The sequence below is a fragment of the Streptomyces sp. NPDC060002 genome (genome assembly GCF_042737245.1).
GTDB lineage: Bacteria > Actinomycetota > Actinomycetes > Streptomycetales > Streptomycetaceae > Streptomyces.
Map to the genome: position 1 here is coordinate 71,631 of NZ_JBHWUW010000030.1, position 18,498 is coordinate 90,128.

Consider the following 18,498-nt stretch of genomic DNA (forward strand, 5'->3'; position numbering starts at 1 on the left):
ATGCCTCCCGTCTTCGCCCACGGCCGTCTCCGTCTCTATCTGCTGAAGCTGCTGGACGAAGCGCCGCGCCACGGCTACGAGGTGATCCGCCTCCTCGAAGAACGCTTCCAGGGGCTCTACGCGCCGTCGGCGGGCACGGTCTACCCCCGGCTGGCCAAGCTGGAGGCCGAGGGCCTGGTCACCCACACCACCGAGGGTGGCCGCAAGGTCTACGCCATCACCGACGCGGGCCGGGCCGAACTGGCGGACCGCAGCGGCGAACTGGTCGACCTGGAGCTGGAGATCCGCGAGTCGGTCGCCGAGCTGGCCGCCGAGATCCGGGCCGACGTACGCGGTGCGGCGGGCGATCTGCGGCGCGAGATGCGAGCGGCGGCCACCGAGGCCCGCCAGGGCACCGGGGCGGGCTCCACCGACCAGGGCGAGCACAGGGAAGACGGGGAGTACGGCGACAAGGAGTCGTGGCGCGCCGCCAAGGAGGAGATGCGCCGCGTCAAGCAGGAGTGGAAGGAACAGGCGCGCCGGGCCAAGGACGAGAGCCGCCGCGCCCGCGAGGAGGCCCAGCGGGCCCGCCGCCAGGCCAAGGAGGCGCAGGAACGGGCCAGCACCCAGGCCCAGGAAGAGGTGCAGCGCATCGCCCGCCGGGTCCAGGAACAGGTCCAGGACCACTTCTCCCGGGGCGACTGGCCGACCGGCGTCCGCGAGGGCCTGACGGAACTCGCCAAGGAGTTCGGGGACTTCGGCAGGGAGTACGGCAGGGACTTCGGCTTCGGCCGCACCGGCACGACGGGCTCGGCGGGCTCGGCGACGACGGGCGGCCCGACGGCGGCGGGCCCGACAGCACCCCCGCACCCCGAGGACTCCCGCACAGCGGAGGGCTCCCGCGCCGCCGAATACTCCCGCACCCCGGAGGACTTCCCCGCCGAGTACGAACCGGCCTGGGCCCACGAGGACACCGGCGGCGACCCCGCCCGCGATCTGGACCGACTGCTCGACCGCTTCCGGGACGACATCCGCGACGCGGCCCGCGACCACGGCGTCACCGGAGACCAACTCCGCGAAGCGCGCCGCCACCTGTCCACGGCGGCGGCACACATCGGGGTGATCCTGCGAGCGCCGAAGCCCTGACGCTCCCGGCCGGCACAAGGCGGACAGGCGGCAGGCGGACAGGCGGCAGGCGGCAGCTGGCAGCCGGCAAGCGGCGAGCGGCTGTCAGGCCCGCTCAGCCGGCCTTGGCCTCGGTCGCGGTCCCGGGCTCGCCTCCTCGGCTGTCGCCGTACAGCACCCGGGTGAGGGACGCGTGCGTGACACCGTGGTCGGCGAGGATCTCCGAGGCGACGCCACGGCGAGCGGTGAGGGCGATCAGCAGATGCTCGTCGCCGATGTGGCGTTCGCCGTGGGCGACGGCGACGCGCAGGGTCCCGGTGAGCAGGTCCTTGGCCCCGCGGCTGAACGGCCGCCGCCCGGACCGTCCGCCGAAGAGGCCACCCCGGCCGGCGGCGGCAAGCGCTCCTTCGCCGTGCGTCTCCTCGACCCGGGACACGATCTGCGACAGGTCGATGCCCAGCCCGGACAGGGCGTCCGCGTCGGCCCGGGAGAGTCCGCCGCGGCGGCGCGTCTCGTCCAGGTCCCGCACCGGCCCCGCCCGCCCACCGGGCGGCAGACCGAGCGAGGCCAGCGCGAAGGAACCGCGACTGCCCTCACGGTCGAGCAGGGAGAGCAGCACATGTGTCTCCTCGACCCGCGTCGCCCCCTCCCGCTCGGCGTGTGCCACCGCGCCCTCGACCACGGCACGGGCGTCCTTCGTGAACCGCTCGAACATCAATGCCTCCCGTACTTCTTGTGCACGGCCTGCCTGCTGACTCCGAGCTCCGCGGCGATCTCCTGCCACGACCAGCCCTGGTTGCGCGCACTGCGCACCTGCACCGCCTCCAGTTGCTCCAGCAGCCGGCGCAGTGCGGCGACGGCGCGCAGCCCGACCCGTGGATCGCGGTCTCCGGCGCGCTCGGCGAGATCCGTTGCTTCGGTCATGACGTCAACCTACGTTGACGCATCCGGCATGTCAACCAAAGTTGACGTGAGCGGCACGCGAAAGGCGGGTCCGGACCTCCGGACCCGCCTGACAGCCGTGGCACCAACCTGACAGCCGTAGCACTGACCCGACAGCCGTAGCGGAAAGCGCGGCCGCGGCCGCGGACTCAGCCGCCGGTGAGCACGATCTTGCCGAACTGATCGCCGGACGCGAGCCGTTCGAAGCCCTCGCGGGCCCGGTCGAGCGGCAGCACCTCGTCGATGACGGGGCGTACGCCGGTGGCGGCACAGAAGGAGAGCAGGTCCTCCAGTTCGTCCTTGGTGCCCATCGTGGAGCCGACGACCTTCAGCTCCAGGAAGAAGATCCGGGTCAGCTCGGCGTGCGAGGGCCGGTCACCGCTGGTGGCGCCGGAGATGACGAGCGTGCCGCCGGGCCGCAGGGACTTCACCGAGTGCGACCAGGTGGCCGCGCCGACGGTCTCGATGACGGCGTCCACCCGCTGCGGCAGCCGGGCACCCGGCTCCACCGCCTCGACGGCGCCGAGCTCCAGGGCCCGCTTCCGCCTGGCCTCGTCCCTGCTGGTGGCGAAGACCCGCAGCCCGGCCGCCCGGCCCAGCACGATGGCCGCCGTGGCGACACCGCCGCCGGCACCCTGGACGAGGACGGAGTCACCGGGCCGTACACCCGCGTTGGTGAAGAGCATGCGGTACGCCGTCAGCCAGGCCGTGGGCAGACAGGCGGCCTCCTCGAAGGAGAGCTCCTTGGGCTTGGGCAGGATGTTCCAGGTCGGCACGGCAACCTGCTCGGCGAAGGTGCCCTGGTACCTCTCGGTGAGGATGGAACGAGGCTCGTCGGGCCCGACACCGTGCCCGGTCTGCCCGATGACGGAGTGCAGGACGACCTCGTTGCCGTCCTCGTCGACCCCGGCGGCGTCGCAGCCGAGGATCATCGGCAGCCGGCCCTCGGGGAGTCCGACGCCCCGGAGCGACCAGAGATCGTGATGGTTGAGGGAGGCGGCCCTGACATGGACGGTGCTCCAGCCCGGCCGGGCGTCGGGGGCCGGGCGCTCCCCCAACTCCAGGCCGGAAAGCGGCTGGTCGCGGTCGATTCGGGCGGCGTAGACGGCGAACATGCAGCCGACGATAGGGTCCACCGGCGGCAAGCGAAACCGGACGCCACTGTGAGACATACCCTCTTGCGCTTCCGGCCCCACGGCACCGGTCGAACACCGGCCCGGCATATCAGACCGACCCGCCCCACGGCGCCGGTCGAACATGGGCCGGGTACATGCGCCCGCCCTCGGCGCCGATCGAGCACCGGCCCGGTACATCCAGGCCGCCCACGGCACCGATCGAGCACCGGTGGCCCGGTCTATCCAGCCCGTCCGGCGTTTGAGGACGAGGCCCGTTCAGGGCCGATGCGGGGGTACGGGGGCGGCAGCCCCCGGGGACGGCGCCTCGTCATCACCCGATCGGGCGGGTGGGTGGGCAAAAAAAGGGTGGCCCCGCCGAAACCGACGGGGCCACCCACCAACACGTCAGCGACGAGCGACCCCTTCGGCGCGAGCGGCCGCGGCGACCGCCGCGGTCACCGCAGGAGCAACCCGCTCGTCGAACGGCGACGGAATCACGTAGTCCGCCGCGAGATCGTCACCGACGACCCCCGCCAGCGCCTCGGCCGCCGCGATCTTCATGCCCTCGGTGATCCGGGACGCCCGCACCTGAAGCGCGCCCGCGAAGATCCCCGGGAACGCCAGCACGTTGTTGATCTGGTTGGGGAAGTCCGACCGCCCGGTCGCGACGACGGCCGCGTACTTGTGGGCGACGTCCGGGTGCACCTCGGGGGTGGGGTTGGCCATCGCGAAGACGAACGCGCCCTTCGCCATCGAGGCCACCGCCTCCTCCGGGACCGTACCGCCGGAGACGCCGATGAAGACGTCGGCGCCGGCCAGCGCCTGCTCCAGCGAGCCGCTCAGCCCGGCCTTGTTGGTGAACCCGGCCACCTCACGCTTGACGTCGGTGAGGTCCTCGCGGTCCGCCGAGACGATGCCCTTGCGGTCGGTGACCGCGACGTCCCCGATGCCGGCCTCCACCAGCATCTTGGCGATGGCGACACCGGCCGCGCCGGCGCCCGAGATGACCACGCGCAGCTCGCCGATGCCCCGGCCGCTCAGCCGCGCGGCGTTGCGCAGCGCCGCCAGCGTCACGATCGCCGTGCCGTGCTGGTCGTCGTGGAAGACCGGGATGTCGAGCGCGTCCTGGAGCCGGCGCTCGATCTCGAAGCAGCGCGGCGCCGAGATGTCCTCCAGGTTCACACCGCCGAACGAGGGCGCGAGGCGCACCACGGTCTCGATGATCTCGTCCACGTCCGTGCAGGCGAGCGCGAGCGGAACCGCGTCCACACCGCCGAACTGCTTGAACAGAATCGCCTTGCCTTCCATGACCGGGAGGGAGGCCTCCGGGCCGATGTCACCGAGCCCGAGCACGGCCGTGCCGTCGGTGACGACGGCGACGACGGACGACTTCCACGTGTAGTCGTTCACCAGCTCCGGACGCTCCGCGATCGCGGTGCACACGCGCGCGACGCCGGGAGTGTAGGCGAGGGACAGGTCGTCCTTGTCGCGAACCGGGACGGTGGCCTGCACGGCCATCTTTCCGCCGCGGTGCAGCGCGAACACCGGGTCGAACGAGTCGAGGGGCTCCGCACTGCCCTCCTGGCCCGTTCGGTCGGCGCTCTCGCTGCGAGGATTGACGATCTCCGCTGCCACTGTGTCTTACCCCTTAGGTCTGCATGGTTTGAGGGTGGCCACTCCTGATTGAGAAGTGGGCGGGCATCGCGCGGGCCCCAGAGGTGATGCGTAACGGGCGCCTGCGCGTCGGGCGCGCCGCACACGCGCCCTGAGCCCCGGATGAGGGGTGTAAAAATCCTTCTTACCGGACGGAGACCACAGCCGACGAGTCCATTCCGTGCAAGGTCACATGGCTCACTCTGTGGACCTTGGACAGCGGTCACCTTGAGTGACATGACTCATGCGCGAAGTCTCGCCAAGCTCCCGAGAACCCTTGACACGGACTCAAGTCGAAGAACAGGGCGCCCGCCGAGCGAGCGCATCATGAGATCAACCGAAGATCTTTCGGCCGGAACGGGAGATTCCCGCAGATGGTCCGGCTCCGCCCGGTCGTGATGTACCGGACTGATGCGGTTCGGGGGTCGCCCGTTATCCGATTTTGACATGACTGGCCCCCTGAATGGCGTAGTCCGAATGGCAAGATGCCGTAATCACACGAGGTCGCGACACCCGAAGGTGTGTGTTGTCGTCGACTCATCGGCATTTGTCGACCCATCGGCATCTCCATCCACCCGCCGGAGGAATCCACCATGACCGCAAGCTCCACCCGACGCACGACCGCCGCGCGAACCCGCCTGGCAGCGGTCGGCTCCCTCGCGGTCGCGGGCGCCTTGCTGCTCACCGCCTGCGGCGACCAGACCGAGGGCGGCGGCAGCTCCTCCGAGTCGTCGAGCGGCTCCGACAAGGCTCCCCTCTTCTCGAAGCTCCCGGCCGACATCCAGAAGGCGGGTGTCATCAAGGTCGGCACCAACGCCGAGTACGCCCCGATGGAGTCCGTCGAGGGCGGCAAGATCGTGGGCGTCGACCCCGACGTCGCCGCCGCGCTCGGCAAGCAGCTCGGCGTCGACTTCCAGTTCACCTCGGGTGGCTTCGACACCCTGATCACGGCGGTCAACACCGGCCGCTACGACGTCGCCATGTCGTCGATCACGGACAACAAGCAGCGCCAGGAGGGCCTGGACGACAGCGGCAAGAAGCTCGGCACGGGCGTCGACTTCGTCGACTACTTCACCGCCGGCACGGCCATCTACGTCCAGAAGGGCAACCCCAAGGGCATCAAGACCATCGACGACCTCTGTGGTCAGACGGTCGCGGTGCAGCGGGGCACCACCTACGAAGAGGCCCTCAAGGCGCAGTCCAAGACGTGTACGGAGGGCGGCAAGAAGGCCCTCAAGATCGAGTCCTTCGAGAACGACACCGAGGCCCAGACCCGCGTGAAGTCCGGCGGCGCCGTGGCCGGCGTCAACGACTACCCGGTGGCCGTGGACATGGCGCGCAAGGCGGGCAACGGCAACACCTTCGAGGTCCTCGACAAGCAGTACGAGGCCGCTCCGTTCGGCATCGTCGTCAACAAGAAGAACACCCAGCTGCGTGACGCCCTGAAGGAGGCCGTCGACGCGATCATCAAGGACGGCTCCTACCAGAAGGTGCTGGAGAAGTGGGGCGCCGAGAGCGGCGCGATCAAGGCCTCCGCGATCAACGGCGGCAAGTGATCCACCCGCACCTCTTGAAGTCTTCGAAGGGCAGTCCCCATGACTGACAAGCTCGACAAGTCCGCCTCGGGCGGCGCACCACCCGAGGACACCCCGCCGGTGGCCGAGGACTCCGGGTTCTCCGGCCCGCCGGAGGCCATCAAGGCCATCCCGGTACGCCACTACGGCCGCTGGGTCAGCGCCGTGATCGTCATCGTGCTCCTGGCGCTGGTGGTCAACGCCTTCGCGAACGGCGACATCCAGTGGGACACGGTCGGCGACCAGCTGTTCAACTCGACCGTCATCGCGGGCGCCGGGCGCACCCTGCTGATCAGCGTCCTGTCCATGGTCCTGGGCGTGGTCCTGGGTGTGCTGCTGGCCGTGATGCGGCTGTCGAAGAACCCGGTGACCAGCACGGTCGCCTGGCTGTACATCTGGTTCTTCCGCGGCACCCCGGTGTACGTGCAGTTGCTGATGTGGTTCAACCTGGCGCTGATCTTCCCCGTCCTGAACCTCGGTCCGATCTACAAGGACGAGATGACGGACGTCATGACGCCGTTCATGTGCGCCCTGCTCGGACTCGGTCTGAACGAGGCCGCGTACATGGCGGAGATCTGCCGGGCCGGCCTGCTGGCCGTGGACGAGGGACAGACCGAGGCCTCGCACGCGCTCGGCATGAGCCACGGCAAGACGCTGCGCCGGATCGTCATCCCGCAGGCGATGCGGGTGATCGTGCCGCCGACCGGCAACGAGTTCATCAACATGCTGAAGACCTCGTCGCTGGTGTACGTGGTGACGTACAACGAACTGCTGCGCTCGACCTCGGTGATCGGCTCCTCGTCGTTCGCCGTGATGGAGCTGCTGTTCGTCGCCTCCATCTGGTACCTGGTCATGACCAGCATCTTCAGCGTCTTCCAGTACTACCTGGAGCGGTACTACGCCCGCGGTTCGAGCCGCAGCCTCCCGCCCACGGTCTTCCAGAAGATCCGGGCGAACCTGCTCTCGATCGGCCGCGAAAGGAGTGCGTCATGACCGCGATGGTGAAGGCCGAGGGCGTTCACAAGTCCTTCGGCGCGGTCGAGGTCCTCAAGGGCATCGACCTGGAGGTCAAGAACGGCGAGGTGTTCTGCCTCATCGGCCCCTCCGGCTCCGGCAAGTCGACCTTCCTGCGGTGCATCAACCACCTTGAGAAGATCAACGCCGGGCGGCTGTACGTCGACGGCGAGCTGGTCGGCTACCGCCAGAAGGGCGACAAGCTGTACGAGCTCAAGGACAGCGAGGTCGCGCTGAAGCGACGGGACATCGGCATGGTGTTCCAGCGGTTCAACCTGTTCCCGCACATGACGGCGGCCGACAACGTCGTCGAGGCTCCGGTCCAGGTCAAGGGCATCAGCAAGGCCAAGGCGAAGGAGCGCGCGAAGGAGCTTCTGGACCGCGTCGGCCTCGCCGACAAGGCCGGCAGCTACCCCTCGCAGCTCTCCGGCGGCCAGCAGCAGCGCGTCGCCATCGCCCGGGCCCTGGCGATGGACCCGAAGCTGATGCTGTTCGACGAGCCGACCTCGGCGCTCGACCCGGAGCTGGTCGGTGACGTCCTCGACGTCATGCGCGACCTGGCCGAGTCAGGCATGACGATGGTCGTCGTCACCCACGAGATGGGCTTCGCCCGCGAGGTCGGCGACAGCCTGGTCTTCATGGACGGCGGGGTGGTCGTGGAGTCCGGCAACCCGCGCGACGTCCTGACCAACCCGCAGCACGAGCGGACGCAGGCGTTCCTGTCCAAGGTGCTGTAGCGGCACGGCGAACGAGGGAACGAGAAAGGGGCGGTACGGGATTCCCGTACCGCCCCTTTCCGCCGTTCGGGACGTATCAGCGCCGGCTGGCTGGTTCCGGCCGGTCCGCGGGCACGGTCACTTCAACGCCAGCAACAGGGTGTCGGAGGGTGACGCCCACACGGGCCGAGCCTCGCTGAAGCCCTGTTCGAGCAGCACGCGAGCGTGCCAGGAGGCGGAGGGCATGTCGCCGTCCGCGTGCTCGCCGTAGATCTCGAAGCGGCGGGCGGTCGGCCCGGCGAGGACGGGGTCCTCGGCGGCGAGCTGCCACCACTCGGCCCAGTCGAGCACCCCTTCGGCCCTGGCCTGATCCATGCGGGCGTGGCGCTGCGCGCGCTCCGCCGCGTTGATCCGGGGCGTCGTGTCGTCGATCATGTGGTCCGCGTTCATGAAGGCACCGCCGTCGCGGACGAGTTCCGCGACCTGACCGTAGAGGGCGGCGAGGGGCTCGCTGTGCAGCCAGTGCAGGGCCGTGGCGGTCAGGACGGCGTCGTACGCGTCGTACGGCAGGCGGGCCGGCCAGTCCGGGTCCTTGAGGACCGCCGTCACGAAGGTGACGCGGTCGTCGCCCTCGAAGGTGCCCTCGGCGATGGCGAGGAGCGCCGGGTCGAGGTCGACGCCGGTGCTGGTCGCGCCGGGGAGGCGGGCGAGCAGCCGGGCGGTGATGGTGCCGGTGCCGCAGGCGAGGTCGAGGACGCGCGGGGCGGGCCCGACGAGCCCCTCGACCTCCCCCATAGCCTGAAGGGCATGGGGGGACCCCCACCGAGCATGATCTGGAAGCGTTCCTCGCGGTCGGGCATGTACCACTCCTGCTGGCGGTCCCAGCTCCGCTGCCAGGCAGCCCAGTCGGCCCGGTCGGCGCCGGTCGTGTCGACGCCGGTCGTGTCGGCGCCGGTCGTGACACCGTTCGTGGGACCGGTCATGGCGCTGGTCGTGGCACCGTTCGTGGTCGTCTGCGCGTCCGTCATCGCAACCCTCCGCCGCGTTCGTCGCGTAATACCCTGGAAGCACGAACGGCCGTTACCCCGCCCGCATCTCGACCCTAGAGCGCCCTCGTAAGGACTACAAGTGGAACTGGCCTATTACTCGGATTACGCCGTGCGCCTCGTCAACAGCGAGGAACCGGCCCGGGGCAAGGACGCGCTGACCTCGGTCGAGGCCGTCCGCGCCCTCTTCGGCGGCAACCGGTCGGCGGGCCGCCGGGCCACCGACGCGGACGTCACCCGGTTCCGCTCGGTCCGGGCCCGCCTGCGCGCGGTCTTCGAGGCGGCCGACGGCGGCGACGAGACCCTCGCGGTGGACCTGCTGAACTCGCTCCTCCTGGAGTTCCCGGTGAGCCCGCAGATCTCCGGCCACGACTTCCGCGACGACGACGGCCGCCCGCTGTGGCACATGCACCTGGCCGACCACCCGTCGAACGCGACGGCGGGCTACGCGGCCATCGCCGCCATGGGCCTGGCGTTCCATCTCACCGAGTACGGCGTCGACCGCCTGGGCCTGTGCGAGGCAAGCCCATGCCGCAACGCCTACCTCGACACCTCGACCAACCGCTCCCGGCGCTACTGCTCCGACCGCTGCGCGACCCGCGCCAACGTGGCCGCCTACCGCGCCCGCAAGCGCCTGGAGGCGGACCGCACGGCCGGCACCGGCCTGGCGGCCGACAGCGCCCAGCGCACCACCGCCAGCGGCGAGCGCTGACCGGGCTTCAGCGGGCGGTAGCGCAACCGCACCCTGCCCAGGATCAGCTCGTCGGGGACGGTCCCGTAGTCGGTGCTGTCGCCGCCGGCGTAGGTGTTGTCCCCGCGGACCCACCACCCGCCCTGACGGCGCTCCGCGGCCCGCTTGACGACGAGCAGGTCCTGCTGGAACGGATGCCGCAGCACGATCACGTCACCGGCCCGGACCCGGGCGCCGTACTGCACCACCAGCCGGTCCCCCTGGTACAGCGTGGGCACCATGGACGGGCCGGTCACCTCGGCCAGTCCGAAGAGCGCGGCGGCCCGCGCGCGCTCGGTCTCCTGCGACAGCTCCGGCATGGCCGGCACCTCCCCGGTCCGTTCCTCCACCAGTCCCAGTCTGACCCCGGACTTTTGTCCTACGCCCATGGGGGCACTCGCGAAAAGCCGTGTCCCAGGGAGTAATGTCCCACCTGAGAAGACGATCACGAGGAAGGAACGCTCCATGCTTTCCCGCCTGTTTGCCCCCAAGGTCAAGGTCAGCGCACACTGCGACCTGCCCTGCGGTGTGTACGACCCGGCCCAGGCCCGCATCGAGGCGGAGTCGGTGAAGGCCGTCCAGGAAAAGATGGCCGCCAACGACGACCCGCACTTCCAGGCGCGCGCCACCGTCATCAAGGAGCAGCGTGCCGAGCTCGCGAAGCACCACGTCTCCGTGCTGTGGAGCGACTACTTCAAGCCCCCGCACTTCGAGAAGTACCCCCAGCTGCACCAGCTGGTCAACGACACCCTGAAGGCCCTGTCGGCCGCCAAGGCCTCGACGGACCCGAAGACCGGCGAGAAGGCCTTGGAGCTCATCGCCGAGATCGACAAGATCTTCTGGGAGACCAAGAAGGCCTGATCTTCGCCCGGGCCGTCCGACCTGCCCTTGCGCCGGTCGCCACGCCCACCTGTCCGCACCCGGTCCACGGGGCGCCGAGCACGGCGTCCCCCGCGGTCCGGGTGCGGTCTCCTTTTCCGCCCCCTCCCGGGCGTCTCCCTGCGTGCGATGCTGGTCCCGTGACCCTCGAGGACCTGAGACGGCTGCGGCAGGCACGCGACCGGATGGACCGTGAGTACGCGGAGCCGCTCGACGTCGCCGGGCTCGCGCGCACCGCGCTGATGTCCCCGGGCCACTTCCAGCGCAGCTTCCGCGAGGCCTACGGCGAGACGCCCTACAGCTACCTCATGACCCGGCGGGTCGAGCGCGCCAAGACCCTCCTGCGCCGCGGCGACCTGACCGTGACGGAGGTCTGCATGGCGGTCGGCTGCACCTCGCTCGGCTCGTTCAGCTCCCGCTTCACCGAACTGGTCGGCGAGACCCCGAGCGCGTACCGGGCGCGGTCGCACGAGGCCGGCGCGGTGATCCCCTCCTGTGTGGCCCGGACGTACACCCGCCCGCGGCGCGGCAGGCCCGCCTAGGCTGGACGCCATGGACCTCAAACTCCACCAGTGTTTCGTCGCCGTCGACGACCACGACAAGGCCCTGCACTTCTACGTCGAGGTGCTCGGTCTCGAAGTCCGCAACGACGTCTCCTTCGAGGGGATGCGGTGGGTGACCGTCGGGTCACCGCTCCAGCCGGACGTGAACCTCGTGCTGGAGCCGCCGGGCGCGAACCCGGACTTCTCCCCCGCCGACCGGGAGGCGATGGCCCGGCTGCTCGCCAAGGGGGTGCTGCGCGGGGTCATCTTCACCACCGCCGACTGCGACGCGCTGCACGCGCGGGTGCGGGAGGCGGGCGTCGAGGTGCTCCAGGAGCCGACGGACCAGCCCTACGGGGTGCGCGACTGCGCGTTCCGGGACCCGGCGGGCAACATGCTGCGGTTCATGGAGCGGACCGGATGAGCCGACCGGTCCGCTGGGCCTACGCCTTCGTCGACCGGCCCGCCGGCGGCTTCGCGCGGGCGTGCGAGTTCTGGACCACCGTCACGGACACGTCCCTGTCCGAACCCAGGGGCGAGGGAGGCGAGTTCGTCACCCTGCTACCGAAGGGCGGCGCCGACGCCTGTGTGAAGGTCCAGGCGGTCGCGGACGGCGACGGCGGCGCGCATCTCGACCTCGCCGTCCAGGACGTGCCCGCTTTCGTCGCGGCGGCGCTGGAACGGGGCGCGGAGACGGCCGCGGCGCACGACGGCTGGGCCGTACTGCGCTCCCCGGCCGGGCAGTTGTTCTGCGCGGTGCCGTGGCACGGGGAGTCCGTGCGGCCGCCCGTGGTGGCCGGCAGCCGTCTCGACCAGGTGTGCGTGGACGTCCCGCCGTCGGTGTACGAGACCGAAGTCGCCTTCTGGAGCGCCCTGTTGCCCGACTGGTCGGCCCGGCCGGGTTCCCGGCCCGAGTTCCACGTGGTCGAGCCGCCGCCGGGACTGCCGGTCCGTATCCTGCTCCAGCGGCTCGACGCGGAAGGCGCCGTCCACGCCCATCTCGACCTGGCCTGCGGCCCGGACGTCGACGCCGTACGCGCCCGCCACGAGGAGCTCGGCGCGGTCCTCGTCGCCCGCCAGCCCCACTGGACGGTGATGCGCGACCCGACCGGCGCCCTGTACTGCCTGACCGGGCGCGACGCGGAGACGGGCGGGCTGCCACGAGCCGGTTCCCGGGCCACCGGACCGACCACCGACCACCGACCACCGAACGACCACTGACCACTGACCACTGACCACTGACCGGCGACCGGCGACCGGCGACCGGCGACCGGCGATCCTCCTACGGTCCCTCTCCCAGTGGCGCGCCCACCCGCAGGTTCCACCGCCCCGCCCGGCCGCTCAGGTCCACGGCGGTCAGCGGGCGTACGTCGAGGCGCCAGAAGGCCGGTTCCGGCAGGCCCAGCGCACGGACCAGCACGGCTCGCACGACGTCGGGTTCCACCACGGCGGTCACCCGCCCCGGAACGCGGGCGATGTCCTCCAGCCATGCCCCGGCCCGGTCGCACAGCGCCCGCACCGTCTCGCCGCCGTGCGGGGCATGTGCCGGATCCGCCAGCCAGGACGCCACCGCGTCCGGCTCTTCGGCCGTCACCTCGGTGAGGGTCCGGCCGCGCCAGCGGCCCACGTCGAGAGCGGCGGGCGCGGGCATCCGGGGCGCGGGCAGGCCCAGTGCCTCGGCGGTCTGCCTGCACCGTGCGGAGGGCGAGGCCGCCGAGCGGTCCGCGCCGGGCAGCAGCGCCGCGACCGACCGGGCCCGGCGCACCCCGGCGTCGTCCAACTCGCTGCTGCCGTCGTCGAATCGCGCCTCGCGCAGAGCCGAAGTGATCGCCGGTGAGATCAAGGTCACTCGGCTGGTCATCGGTCTCCGCTCGGTGAGGTCAGGGGGTCGGGGCGGTCGGGGCCCCGGGTTCCTCTTCGGTCTCGGCAGCGTCGTGCTCGGTCTCGGCTGCCTTGCGTCCGGTCTCGGCGGCCTGGTGCCGGCCGCCCGGTTCCACGTAGGCCTCGCACCGCGGGTTGTGACACGGGCCCGGCACCCAGCGCGGAACCCACGCGCCCAGCGTCTTGTGTCGCCGGACGACGGACTGCACAGGCTGCCCACAGGCGGGGCAGACGCGTTGTTCCCGGTCCATGCCCTACAGAGTAGGGCGGCCCGGACGCGAGCGCTCCCCGCCGTACGTCAGCGTTCCCTGTCGTACGTCCGTACGACCGCGCCGTTGCCGAAGGAGCGCACCCCGCCGAAGGTGAAGCGGGCGGCGTCGAAGCCGGCGCCGAACATCGGCATGCCGGTGCCGTAGACGACCGGGTAGGTCTTGATCACGAGCTCGTCGATCTCGTCGAACAGCTCGCCCGCGACACGGGAGCCGCCGCAGAGGTAGATGTCGAGGCCGCCGTCCTCCGCCTTCAGCTCGCGGACCTTGTCGAGCAGGCCGTCCGCGATGATCTCGACGTCCGGGGAGGGCGACGCGCCGAGGGTGCGAGAGGCGACGTACTGACGCAGGTGCGCGTACGGGCTGGGGACGCCCTCCTTGAGCGCCAGGTCGTAGCTGGCCCGGCCCTGGATGATCGTGTCGAACCTCTTGTTCTCCAGGTCGTCGAGGCCGAGCGCACGGCGGCCGTGGGTCGGCATGGTCTCCGGGTAGTCCGCCTTCAGGAAGCCGAGGAACTCCTCGTCGACGTAGGGGAACATCGCCGCGGCGTCGCCGTTCACGTCTCCGATGAAGCCGTCGACGGAGCAGGCGATGAAGTACGTGAGCTTTCGCAAGTGGGTGCTCTTTCCGTAGGCTGACTTCCGAACCACTTCAGTTGTAGTACTTCACCTGTAGTGGTTGCAAGCGGGTTTCCCGTGTTCCGGGAAACGGAGCCAAGTGAGAGAGAAGGTTCCGCATGGCCGGAAATCCGGAGCGCCGGGCGGCCCTGGTGGACGCCGGGGTGGAGGTGCTCGCGCGTGAGGGCGCGCGAGGGCTCACGTTCCGCGCGGTGGACTCGGCGGCGGCGGTGCCGGTGGGCACCGCCTCCAACTACTTCACCGGGCGCGACGACCTGCTGCGGCAGATCGACGCCCGGCTGCACGTCCGGCTGGCGCCCGACCCCGAGGTGCTCGGCGCGCTGCTGGCGCGGCCACGCGACCGCTCCCTGGTCACGGCGTTCATGCACGACCTGATGGCCCGCGCGACCCGTGACCGGAGCGGCTACCTCGCCCTGCTGGAGATGCGCCTCGAGGCCACCCGGCGCCCCGAGCTCCGCGCCTCCTTCACCACATCGGTGCGCGGCGACCTCGTCCACGGCATGGACTTCCACCGTGAGGCCGGCCTGCCCGGCGGCGACGAGACCGTCGTCGTGCTGTACCTCGCGATGCTCGGGCTGATCCTGGAGCACCTGACCCTGCCGGGCGTCCTGGACGGCGTCCTGCCGGGGGTGGGGGTGCCGGAGGCGCTGGTCGAGCGGATCGTGGCGACGGTGGTCCCGGACGACGGCGAGGGACCCGCGTAGGCCGCACGGCGACGGGTCCCGCACACCATGGGGATGTGCGGGACCCGTCGGCCTTCCCTGGAAACGTCCGGCTCCGGCTCCCTGCGTCGCCTCTCGTACTCGGACCGGTCAGGTCCTCACGTGCTGCGCCGGGTCACGAACTCCGCCAGGGACAGCAGACCGCCCGCCGACTCCGGGTCCGGGATCGCCCGGGCCAGTTCGTGCATCGCCCGGGCCATCCGGTCGGCCGCCTGCTCCTGCGCCCACTCGCGGCCGCCGGCCCGTTCGACGGCCAGCGTCGTGCGGTCCAGGTCGGCCGGGTCGTAGGGCGCCGCGTACAGCTCAGCCAGTTCGCCGGCCGCCGGGGTGCCGGAGGTCAGCGCGGCGACCACCGGCAGGGACTTCTTGCGGGCGGCGAGATCCGCGCCGGCCGGCTTGCCGGTGTGCCGCGGGTCTCCCCACAGGCCGATGACGTCGTCGATGAGCTGGAAGGCGAGCCCGGCCTCCCGGCCGAACGCGTCCAGCGCGTCCACGTCCTCCTCGGCCGCCCCCGCGTACAGCGCACCCACGGCGCAGGCGCAGCCGAGCAGCGCTCCCGTCTTGGCCTCGGCCATGACGAGCACCTCGTCGAGGGTGATCTCGGCGGGGCCGCGTTTCTCCATGGCCGTGTCCGCCTGCTGGCCGGCGCAGAGCTCGACCACACAGGCCGCGACCCGGCCGACGGCCGCCGAGGCCGCGGGATGCGGATCCGCGGCCAGCAGCCCGAGGGCGAGGGCCTGCAGGGCGTCCCCGGCGAGGATCGCGTCGGCGTCGCCGAACACGGTCCAGGCGGTGGGGCGGTGCCGGCGGGTGGTGTCCCGGTCCATCACGTCGTCGTGCAACAGCGTGAAGTTGTGGATTAGTTCGACCGCCGCGGCCGCCCGCAGCGCCGCCGCGCGGGCCGCCGGGCCACCGAGTGCGGTGGCCGCGGCGAGCACGAGGGCCGGGCGGATCGCCTTGCCCGCGTTGCCCGCCGTCGGGGTGCCGTCCGCGTGCTGCCAGCCGAAGTGGTAGAGCGCGACCCGGCGCATGGAGCCGGGCAGCGAGTCGATGGCCGCGCGCAGTTCGGGGTCGACCGACGCCCGGGAGCGCTCCAGGATCACCGCCGCGTCGTGCCCGTCGGCCGGCCCCGGACCGCTGTCGCCCTGACTGCCGATGGGCCTCCGCCTTTCGCGCGCCTCACCCCGGTGCCGCCTGGTGGCGGAGGTCACCGCCAGCGGCCGATCTCGACGTTCTCCAGGACGCCCAGCGCGTCCGGCACGAGGACCGCGGCCGAGTAGTAGGCCGTGACCAGGTACTTGATGATGGCCTGTTCGTTGATGCCCATGAACCGCACGGACAGGCTCGGCTCGATCTCGTCCGGGATGCCGGACTGGCGCAGTCCGATGACGCCCTGGTCCTCCTGGCCCAGACGCAGCGCGATGATGGAGCTGGTGCGGGCCTCGGTGACCGGGATCTTGTTGCACGGGTAGATCGGCACCCCGCGCCAGGTCGGGATCCGGTTGCCGCCGACGTCGATCGTCTCGGGGACCAGCCCGCGCTTGTTGAGCTCACGGCCGATCGCGGAGATCGCGCGCGGGTGGGCGAGCAGCATCTTGGTGCCGCGCCGCCTGCTGAGCAGTTCGTCCAGGTCGTCCGGGCCGGGCACGCCGTCGTGCGGCTGGAGCCGCTGGTCGTACTCGCAGTTGTGCAGCAGCCCGAACTCGCGGTTGTTGACGAGCTCGTGCTCCTGGCGTTCCTTGAGCGCCTCGACCGTCAGCCGCAACTGCTGCTCGGTCTGGTTCATCGGCTGGTTGTAGAGGTCGGCCACGCGCGAGTGGATGCGCAGGACCGTCTGGGCGATGCTCAGTTCGTACTCGCGCGGCCGGGCGTCGTAGTCCACGAACGTGTGCGGGATGTCCGGCTCACCGGCGTGACCGGCGGCGAGGTCGACCTCCTTCTCGCCGTACTTGTTGGTGCGCTGCTCGGGGATCGCGCGCAGCTCCTGGAGGTGCTCGCTCAGCGACTCGGCACGCTCCGCGACCTGCTCGACGTCCTGCCTGGACAGGGTCAGCACCGTGCAGGCCGTGTCCGCGCGGGCCGTGTACTCCCAGATGGCGTCCGCGTCGAGCAGCGCCTGTTCACCGAAGTACGCGCCGTCCGCGAGGACGCCGAGCACCTGGTCGTCGCCGTAGGGACCGGTGCCGACCTTCTCGACGCGGCCGTGTGCCAGCAGGTGGACCTCGTCGCTCTGGCTGCCGAAGGAGGCGATGACCTCCCCCGGGCCGAACTCCCGCTGCCGACAGCGCTGGGCGAGTTCCCCGAGCACCTCCTCGTCCTCGTAGGAGCGCAGCGCGGGCAGTTCGCCCAGCTCGGCCGGGATGACCTCGACGCGGTCTCCGGTCTTCACGAACGTGATGCGGCCGTCGCCCACCGCGTACGTCAGACGCCTGTTGACCCGGTACGTACCGCCCTGCACATCCACCCAGGGCAGATTCCGCAGCAGCCAGCGGGAGCTGATCTCCTGCATCTGCGGTGCGGACTTGGTCGTGGTGGCCAGGTTCCGCGCGGCCGCGGTGCCGAGACTCTGCTGCGGCTTGCCCGAATCCGCGCGGACCTCTTCGCCTACCGACATGAGAAACGCCCTCCCGATTCATGCACGGGCGCCGAACTGCGCCGGTGCACTTCGTTCACGCGGCAAGCCTTTCATCACGGTCTGTGCCCGTGCTATTACCCGAAAGAGCGGGAATGGATCAACGCCGGGCAGGGAACAGGTACGTTTCACCGAACGGTGTTCGACAATGAGCGGGTGACCGACCTCCACCCCCGCCTGCCGTCTCCCCTCCAGGAGGTGTCCGACGACCGGTTCGGGCGGCACGGCGTCCGGCTGCTGCTGAAGCGGGACGACCTGATCCACCCCGAGCTGATCGGCAACAAGTGGCGCAAGCTCGCGCCCAACCTGGAGCGGGCGGCGGGGCGGACGCTGCTCACCTTCGGGGGCGCCTACTCCAACCACCTGCGGGCCACGGCCGCCGCCGGCCGGCTCCTCGGGCTGCCCACGGTGGGCGTGGTGCGCGGCGACGAACTGGCCGGCCGGCCGCTGAACCCGTCCCTGGCCCGGTGCGCGGCCGACGGCATGCGGCTGCGCTTCGTGGACCGCTCGACGTACCGCCGCAAGACCGAGCCGGACGTCCTCGGCAAGCTGCTGGACGCGGTCGGCGCGCGGGACGCGTACGTGGTTCCCGAAGGCGGCAGCAACGCGGCGGCGGTCCGCGGCTGCCGGGCGCTCGGCGAGGAGCTGCGCGGCCGTACCGATGTCGTCGCCCTCGCCTGTGGCACCGGAGGCACCCTCGCCGGCCTGGCCGCCGGCCTCGCCCCCGGCCAGCGGGCCCTGGGAATACCGGTCCTCAGAGGAGGCTTCCTGAGCGACGGGATACGGGCGCTCCAGGAGGAGGCCTTCGGCGGCCGACGGGGTGAGTGGCGGCTCGACGAACGCTTCCACTTCGGCGGATACGCCCGTCTCACCCCCGAGCTCGAGACCTTCGCCGCGGACTTCGAGCGACGCCACGGAGTGCCCGTGGAACGTCTCTATGTCGCCAAGTCGCTCTACGGCCTTGTCACCCTGGCCGAGGAGGGCGCCTTCCCGCGGGGCACGACCGTGACGGCCGTGATCACGGGCCGCCCGTTCCCCTGA

At 71.1% G+C, this 18,498-nt stretch carries 20 protein-coding genes and 1 pseudogene; 11 read left to right on the top strand and 10 right to left on the bottom strand.

Annotated elements, in window-relative coordinates:
- Entirely contained in the window at positions 1-1,125 is a 1,125-nt protein-coding gene (locus ACFWBD_RS24930; RefSeq protein WP_385670726.1) for a helix-turn-helix transcriptional regulator, read from the top strand.
- Between the two features lie 94 nt (positions 1,126-1,219).
- Here the strand turns inward: ACFWBD_RS24930 and ACFWBD_RS24935 are convergent, their stop codons facing one another.
- The 4 genes from ACFWBD_RS24935 to ACFWBD_RS24950 form a co-directional block, all read right to left on the bottom strand.
- Entirely contained in the window at positions 1,220-1,819 is a 600-nt protein-coding gene (locus tag ACFWBD_RS24935; RefSeq protein ID WP_385670729.1) for a Clp protease N-terminal domain-containing protein, read from the bottom strand.
- On the bottom strand, positions 1,819-2,028 hold the full coding sequence (locus tag ACFWBD_RS24940; protein WP_016437953.1) for a helix-turn-helix domain-containing protein: 210 nt from the start codon (positions 2,026-2,028) through the stop codon (positions 1,819-1,821). Before ACFWBD_RS24940 ends, ACFWBD_RS24935 begins: the two co-directional genes overlap by 1 nt.
- Before the next feature lie 167 nt (positions 2,029-2,195).
- A complete protein-coding gene (locus ACFWBD_RS24945; RefSeq protein WP_385670732.1) occupies positions 2,196-3,161 on the bottom strand; it encodes a zinc-binding dehydrogenase in 966 nt (321 codons plus the stop codon).
- A 405-nt stretch (positions 3,162-3,566) separates the two neighbouring features.
- Entirely contained in the window at positions 3,567-4,796 is a 1,230-nt protein-coding gene (locus tag ACFWBD_RS24950; protein WP_385670735.1) for an NADP-dependent malic enzyme, read from the bottom strand.
- Between the two features lie 611 nt (positions 4,797-5,407).
- Between ACFWBD_RS24950 and ACFWBD_RS24955 the strand changes: the two genes are divergently transcribed.
- From ACFWBD_RS24955 to ACFWBD_RS24965, 3 genes are read left to right on the top strand one after another with little or no spacing between them, the layout of a single operon-like run.
- A complete protein-coding gene (locus ACFWBD_RS24955) occupies positions 5,408-6,370 on the top strand; it encodes an ABC transporter substrate-binding protein (protein ID WP_385670738.1) in 963 nt (320 codons plus the stop codon).
- Between the two features lie 39 nt (positions 6,371-6,409).
- A complete protein-coding gene (locus tag ACFWBD_RS24960) occupies positions 6,410-7,381 on the top strand; it encodes an amino acid ABC transporter permease (RefSeq protein ID WP_385670741.1) in 972 nt (323 codons plus the stop codon).
- On the top strand, positions 7,378-8,139 hold the full coding sequence (locus ACFWBD_RS24965) for an amino acid ABC transporter ATP-binding protein (protein WP_385670744.1): 762 nt from the start codon (positions 7,378-7,380) through the stop codon (positions 8,137-8,139). Before ACFWBD_RS24960 ends, ACFWBD_RS24965 begins: the two co-directional genes overlap by 4 nt.
- 117 nt (positions 8,140-8,256) lie before the next feature.
- Here ACFWBD_RS24965 and ACFWBD_RS24970 read toward each other — a convergent pair.
- Positions 8,257-9,101, bottom strand: a pseudogene (locus ACFWBD_RS24970) (class I SAM-dependent methyltransferase).
- A 145-nt stretch (positions 9,102-9,246) separates the two neighbouring features.
- Here ACFWBD_RS24970 and ACFWBD_RS24975 point away from each other — a divergent pair.
- Positions 9,247-9,876 carry a CGNR zinc finger domain-containing protein gene (locus ACFWBD_RS24975; protein ID WP_385670747.1) on the top strand — a complete coding sequence of 210 codons (630 nt, stop codon included), beginning with the start codon at positions 9,247-9,249 and terminating at the stop codon, positions 9,874-9,876.
- On the opposite strand, the gene sodX is transcribed toward ACFWBD_RS24975, so the two are convergent.
- Positions 9,780-10,214 (bottom strand): nickel-type superoxide dismutase maturation protease, encoded by a 435-nt coding sequence (sodX, locus tag ACFWBD_RS24980; RefSeq protein ID WP_385670798.1) that lies wholly within the window; start codon positions 10,212-10,214, stop codon positions 9,780-9,782. The two genes, ACFWBD_RS24975 and sodX, sit on opposite strands and share 97 nt — an antisense overlap.
- Positions 10,215-10,359: 145 nt before the next feature.
- On the opposite strand from sodX, the gene sodN reads away from it, so the two are divergent.
- The 4 genes from sodN to ACFWBD_RS25000 all read left to right on the top strand — a co-directional run bounded on the left by sodN (position 10,360) and on the right by ACFWBD_RS25000 (position 12,536).
- A complete protein-coding gene (sodN, locus tag ACFWBD_RS24985; protein WP_020130742.1) occupies positions 10,360-10,755 on the top strand; it encodes a superoxide dismutase, Ni in 396 nt (131 codons plus the stop codon).
- Between the two features lie 158 nt (positions 10,756-10,913).
- The gene (locus ACFWBD_RS24990; protein WP_385670750.1) at positions 10,914-11,315 is read left to right on the top strand and encodes a helix-turn-helix transcriptional regulator; all 402 of its coding nucleotides are present in this window, start codon (positions 10,914-10,916) and stop codon (positions 11,313-11,315) included.
- Between the two features lie 10 nt (positions 11,316-11,325).
- Positions 11,326-11,739 carry a VOC family protein gene (locus ACFWBD_RS24995; RefSeq protein ID WP_054242786.1) on the top strand — a complete coding sequence of 138 codons (414 nt, stop codon included), beginning with the start codon at positions 11,326-11,328 and terminating at the stop codon, positions 11,737-11,739.
- Entirely contained in the window at positions 11,736-12,536 is an 801-nt protein-coding gene (locus ACFWBD_RS25000; protein WP_385670753.1) for a VOC family protein, read from the top strand. Before ACFWBD_RS24995 ends, ACFWBD_RS25000 begins: the two co-directional genes overlap by 4 nt.
- A 61-nt stretch (positions 12,537-12,597) precedes the next feature.
- Here the strand turns inward: ACFWBD_RS25000 and ACFWBD_RS25005 are convergent, their stop codons facing one another.
- Positions 12,598-13,176, bottom strand: coding sequence for a histidine phosphatase family protein (locus ACFWBD_RS25005; protein WP_385670756.1), 579 nt, complete (start codon positions 13,174-13,176; stop codon positions 12,598-12,600).
- 318 nt (positions 13,177-13,494) lie between these two features.
- Complete coding sequence (locus ACFWBD_RS25010) at positions 13,495-14,079, bottom strand: dihydrofolate reductase family protein (protein WP_385670759.1); 585 nt, start codon at positions 14,077-14,079, stop codon at positions 13,495-13,497.
- A gap of 122 nt (positions 14,080-14,201) precedes the next feature.
- Between ACFWBD_RS25010 and ACFWBD_RS25015 the strand changes: the two genes are divergently transcribed.
- The gene (locus tag ACFWBD_RS25015; protein ID WP_385670762.1) at positions 14,202-14,807 is read left to right on the top strand and encodes a TetR/AcrR family transcriptional regulator; all 606 of its coding nucleotides are present in this window, start codon (positions 14,202-14,204) and stop codon (positions 14,805-14,807) included.
- Positions 14,808-14,923: 116 nt separating this feature from the next.
- Here ACFWBD_RS25015 and ACFWBD_RS25020 read toward each other — a convergent pair whose 3' ends face one another.
- The gene (locus ACFWBD_RS25020) at positions 14,924-16,036 is read right to left on the bottom strand and encodes a family 2 encapsulin nanocompartment cargo protein polyprenyl transferase (RefSeq protein WP_385670765.1); all 1,113 of its coding nucleotides are present in this window, start codon (positions 16,034-16,036) and stop codon (positions 14,924-14,926) included.
- On the bottom strand, positions 16,033-17,439 hold the full coding sequence (locus ACFWBD_RS25025; RefSeq protein WP_385670768.1) for a family 2B encapsulin nanocompartment shell protein: 1,407 nt from the start codon (positions 17,437-17,439) through the stop codon (positions 16,033-16,035). Before ACFWBD_RS25025 ends, ACFWBD_RS25020 begins: the two co-directional genes overlap by 4 nt.
- A 174-nt stretch (positions 17,440-17,613) precedes the next feature.
- Between ACFWBD_RS25025 and ACFWBD_RS25030 the strand changes: the two genes are divergently transcribed.
- Positions 17,614-18,498: a 1-aminocyclopropane-1-carboxylate deaminase/D-cysteine desulfhydrase gene (locus ACFWBD_RS25030; RefSeq protein WP_385670771.1), complete on the top strand. Its 885-nt coding sequence runs from the start codon at positions 17,614-17,616 to the stop codon at positions 18,496-18,498.

Excerpts from the sequence above, each read along its gene's own strand:
- ACFWBD_RS24935 (WP_385670729.1), bottom strand. The coding sequence starts at position 1,819 with ATGTTCGAGCGGTTCACGAAGGACGCCCGTGCCGTGGTCGAGGGCGCG.
- ACFWBD_RS24930 (WP_385670726.1), top strand. The coding sequence starts at position 1 with ATGCCTCCCGTCTTCGCCCACGGCCGTCTCCGTCTCTATCTGCTGAAG.
- ACFWBD_RS24995 (WP_054242786.1), top strand. The coding sequence starts at position 11,326 with ATGGACCTCAAACTCCACCAGTGTTTCGTCGCCGTCGACGACCACGAC.
- ACFWBD_RS24955 (WP_385670738.1), top strand. The coding sequence starts at position 5,408 with ATGACCGCAAGCTCCACCCGACGCACGACCGCCGCGCGAACCCGCCTG.
- sodN (WP_020130742.1), top strand. The coding sequence starts at position 10,360 with ATGCTTTCCCGCCTGTTTGCCCCCAAGGTCAAGGTCAGCGCACACTGC.
- ACFWBD_RS24945 (WP_385670732.1), bottom strand. The coding sequence starts at position 3,161 with ATGTTCGCCGTCTACGCCGCCCGAATCGACCGCGACCAGCCGCTTTCC.
- ACFWBD_RS25005 (WP_385670756.1), bottom strand. The coding sequence starts at position 13,176 with ATGACCAGCCGAGTGACCTTGATCTCACCGGCGATCACTTCGGCTCTG.
- sodX (WP_385670798.1), bottom strand. The coding sequence starts at position 10,214 with ATGCCGGAGCTGTCGCAGGAGACCGAGCGCGCGCGGGCCGCCGCGCTC.
- ACFWBD_RS25015 (WP_385670762.1), top strand. The coding sequence starts at position 14,202 with ATGGCCGGAAATCCGGAGCGCCGGGCGGCCCTGGTGGACGCCGGGGTG.
- ACFWBD_RS24960 (WP_385670741.1), top strand. The coding sequence starts at position 6,410 with ATGACTGACAAGCTCGACAAGTCCGCCTCGGGCGGCGCACCACCCGAG.
- ACFWBD_RS24940 (WP_016437953.1), bottom strand. The coding sequence starts at position 2,028 with ATGACCGAAGCAACGGATCTCGCCGAGCGCGCCGGAGACCGCGATCCA.
- ACFWBD_RS25025 (WP_385670768.1), bottom strand. The coding sequence starts at position 17,439 with ATGTCGGTAGGCGAAGAGGTCCGCGCGGATTCGGGCAAGCCGCAGCAG.
- ACFWBD_RS25000 (WP_385670753.1), top strand. The coding sequence starts at position 11,736 with ATGAGCCGACCGGTCCGCTGGGCCTACGCCTTCGTCGACCGGCCCGCC.
- ACFWBD_RS24965 (WP_385670744.1), top strand. The coding sequence starts at position 7,378 with ATGACCGCGATGGTGAAGGCCGAGGGCGTTCACAAGTCCTTCGGCGCG.